Raw genomic sequence first — 2927 nt, 5'->3', positions numbered from 1 at the left:
CGCAGGTAGTACAGCTTGGCTTTACGTACGTCACCGCGACGTTTAACAGCCATGCTGTCGATCTGCGGGGAGTAGGTCTGGAAAGTACGTTCTACGCCAACACCGTTGGAGATTTTACGAACGGTGAATGCACTGTTTACGCCGCGGTTACGCTTGGCGATAACAACACCTTCGAACGCTTGCAGACGCGAACGGTCGCCTTCCTTCACTTTCACCTGAACGACAATGGTGTCGCCCGGGGCAAAGGTAGGGATCTCTTTGGTCATCTGCTCTGCTTCGAGTGCAAGGATGATTTTGTTAGTCATGCTGTGCTCCTAAGGTAAATCGTCGGATCTACCATCGATACGTTGTTAACTATCGTCCCGCTCGCGGATGTATTCCTCGAGCAGCTTCTTCTCTTCTCCAGAAAGCGAGCGGCTTTCCAGAAGATCGGCGCGTCGTTCATAGGTCCGACCAAGGGACTGCTGTAAACGCCAACGCCGGATGTGCGCGTGATTGCCACTTAGCAATACGTCGGGAACACGCTGATCCGCATACACCTCCGGTCGGGTGTAGTGCGGGCAATCCAGCAAACCATCCGTAAAGGAATCTTCCTCGGCGGAGTCCGCATGCCCTAAAGCTCCAGGCAGCAGTCGTGTAACCGCATCGATCAGGACCATCGCCGGCAGCTCGCCGCCAGACAGTACATAGTCGCCAATCGACCACTCTTCATCGACATGAGCATCAATAAAACGCTCGTCAATGCCTTCATAGCGGCCGGCAATCAGGATCAATGCATCCAGATTCGCCAACTCGCGTACCGCCGACTGAGTCAGTTGACGGCCTTGGGGCGACAGGTAAATCACCTTCGCGCCCTCCCCGGCGGCTGCCTTGGCCTGAACCAGAGCATCTTCCAGGGGCTTGATCTTCATCACCATGCCCGGACCACCGCCAAATGGGCGATCATCCACAGTGTGATGTCGATCCGTCGTGTAGTCTCGCGGATTCCAACAGGTGAGCTGCAACAGCCCCTGTTTCACCGCCCGACTGGTGATGCCGTACTCGCTGATGGCGGAGAACATCTCGGGAAACAAACTGATCACTTCTACGCGCAAGTTAGCCACGTTCAGAAGTCCGCGTCCCAATCCACCTTCATCTCGCCCGCTTCCAGGTCGACGGCCAACACGCATTGCTCCGTATAGGGCAACAGGCGTTCGCGATCATCCAGGCTGCCAGCGCAAGGCTTGACCACCATTACATCATTCGAGCCGGTCTCCAGCAGGTGATCGATCTTCCCGAACAGTTGCCCGAGGGTGTCGATGACCTTGAGACCTTCCAGCTGGTACCAGTAGTACTCGCCGTCGGTCAGTTCAGGGAACAGGTTGCGCGGCACGCAGATCTCATAACCGGCCAGAAGACGAGCTTCTTCACGATCATCCAGACCCTTGAGCTTTGCGACCAGGAACTTGTCGTTCCCGCGTCCGCTGACCAGCTCTACCTGCTTTACATTGCCGTCACGCTTGAGCGTCCAGGTTTTGTAATCCAGCAGGTTCTTGATCGGATCAGTAAAGGAATACACCTTCACTTCGCCGCGAACGCCGTGAACAGAATAAATCTTGCCGATAACGATCAAATCATCAGCAACAGCTGGCGTCGCGTTCATATTGCTCAGGCCGCAGCCTTGGCAGATTCCTTCAACAACTGAGCAACGCGCTCAGAAGGTTGTGCACCAACGCTCAGCCAGTAGGCTACGCGCTCTTGGTTCACGGACAGACGAACTTCTTGACCACGAGCAACAGGGTTGAAGAAACCAACCTGTTCCTTGTGCGAGCCGTCGCGCGGGTTGCGGCTGTCGGTTACGGTCAAGTGGTAAAACGGGCGCTTTTTGGAGCCGCCAAGGGCAAGACGGATTGTTAGCATGTGAACATCGTTCCTGTAGTCGGTGCTGCAAATCTAAAGGCACAGCGGGCATGGGTGCCCGAAAGGCCGCATATTCTAAGGAATATCCGGACTTTTGCAAATGACTTTTTCCGGCGGCCTATCGGACGCCATGCAGATTTGCTATAGAGCCGTCGTTGAAAACGGCCGGTCAGCTCCCGCCAAGCGCGGGTTTGCTGTAGATCCCGCTTCCGTGCGGGTCTGCGCCGGTGCGATGACCGGCGCGGATTCTGGTGCCCTGTTACGCCAATATTGAGCAGTATTGGCGTGACAGGGCACTAAATTTTCGGCATGCCGCCGCCGGGCAACATACCGCCCATGCCGCGCATCATCTTGGCCATTCCGCCTTTCGCAGAGAATTTCTTCATCATCTTCTGCATCTGCTTGTGCTGCTTGATCAAGCGTCCGATGTCCTGCACCTGGGTGCCGGAACCCATGGCGATACGGCGTTTGCGCGAACCGCTGATCAGCTCAGGGTCACGGCGCTCGGCCGGGGTCATGGAGTTGATGATGGCTTCCATCTGCTTGAATTGCTTCTCTGCCGCACTCTGGGCATTGCCCATTTGCGCCAGGTTCACACCGCCCATGTTCGGCAGTTTGTCCATGAGGCCGCCGAGGCCACCCATGTTCTTCATTTGTTGCAGCTGATCGCGGAAGTCTTCGAGGTCGAAACCCTTGCCCTTCTTCAGCTTCTTGGCCAGCTTGTCGGCCTTGTCCTTGTCGAGGGTCGCTTCCGCCTGCTCGATCAGGCTGAGCACGTCGCCCATGCCGAGGATGCGCGAAGCGATACGCTCAGGATGGAACGGATCGAGCGCTTCGCTCTTCTCGCCCATACCGATGAACTTGATCGGCTTGCCGGTGATGGCGCGAACCGACAGCGCAGCACCGCCACGGGCGTCGCCGTCGACCTTGGTCAGGATCACACCGGTCAGCGGCAGTGCATCGCCAAAGGCCTTGGCCGTGTTGGCGGCGTCCTGACCGGTCATGGCGTCGACCACGAACAGGGTTTC

Annotated in this window: 4 protein-coding genes and 1 pseudogene; all 5 read right to left on the bottom strand. The window is 57.0% G+C overall.

The features are described from left to right. Positions 1-305: 50S ribosomal protein L19 (gene rplS, locus D8V06_RS29170; protein WP_130932343.1), on the bottom strand; the 305-nt coding region annotated here is incomplete at its 3' end. Between the two features lie 45 nt (positions 306-350). Then, on the bottom strand, positions 351-1103 hold the full coding sequence (gene trmD, locus D8V06_RS29165) for a tRNA (guanosine(37)-N1)-methyltransferase TrmD (protein WP_077046481.1): 753 nt from the start codon (positions 1101-1103) through the stop codon (positions 351-353). Positions 1104-1105: 2 nt separating this feature from the next. Continuing rightward, complete coding sequence (rimM, locus tag D8V06_RS29160) at positions 1106-1642, bottom strand: ribosome maturation factor RimM (RefSeq protein ID WP_130932342.1); 537 nt, start codon at positions 1640-1642, stop codon at positions 1106-1108. A gap of 5 nt (positions 1643-1647) precedes the next feature. Continuing rightward, positions 1648-1899 carry a 30S ribosomal protein S16 gene (gene rpsP / locus D8V06_RS29155; RefSeq protein ID WP_003198088.1) on the bottom strand — a complete coding sequence of 84 codons (252 nt, stop codon included), beginning with the start codon at positions 1897-1899 and terminating at the stop codon, positions 1648-1650. Between the two features lie 296 nt (positions 1900-2195). Then, positions 2196-2927 (bottom strand): annotated as a pseudogene (locus D8V06_RS29150) (signal recognition particle protein); the annotation flags it as partial.

The sequence above is a fragment of the Pseudomonas sp. Sample_24 genome (assembly GCF_004307605.1).
Lineage (GTDB): Bacteria > Pseudomonadota > Gammaproteobacteria > Pseudomonadales > Pseudomonadaceae > Aquipseudomonas.
The sequence above is the reverse complement of the archived record's forward strand: the minus strand, read 5'-3'. Positions and strand labels throughout refer to the sequence as shown.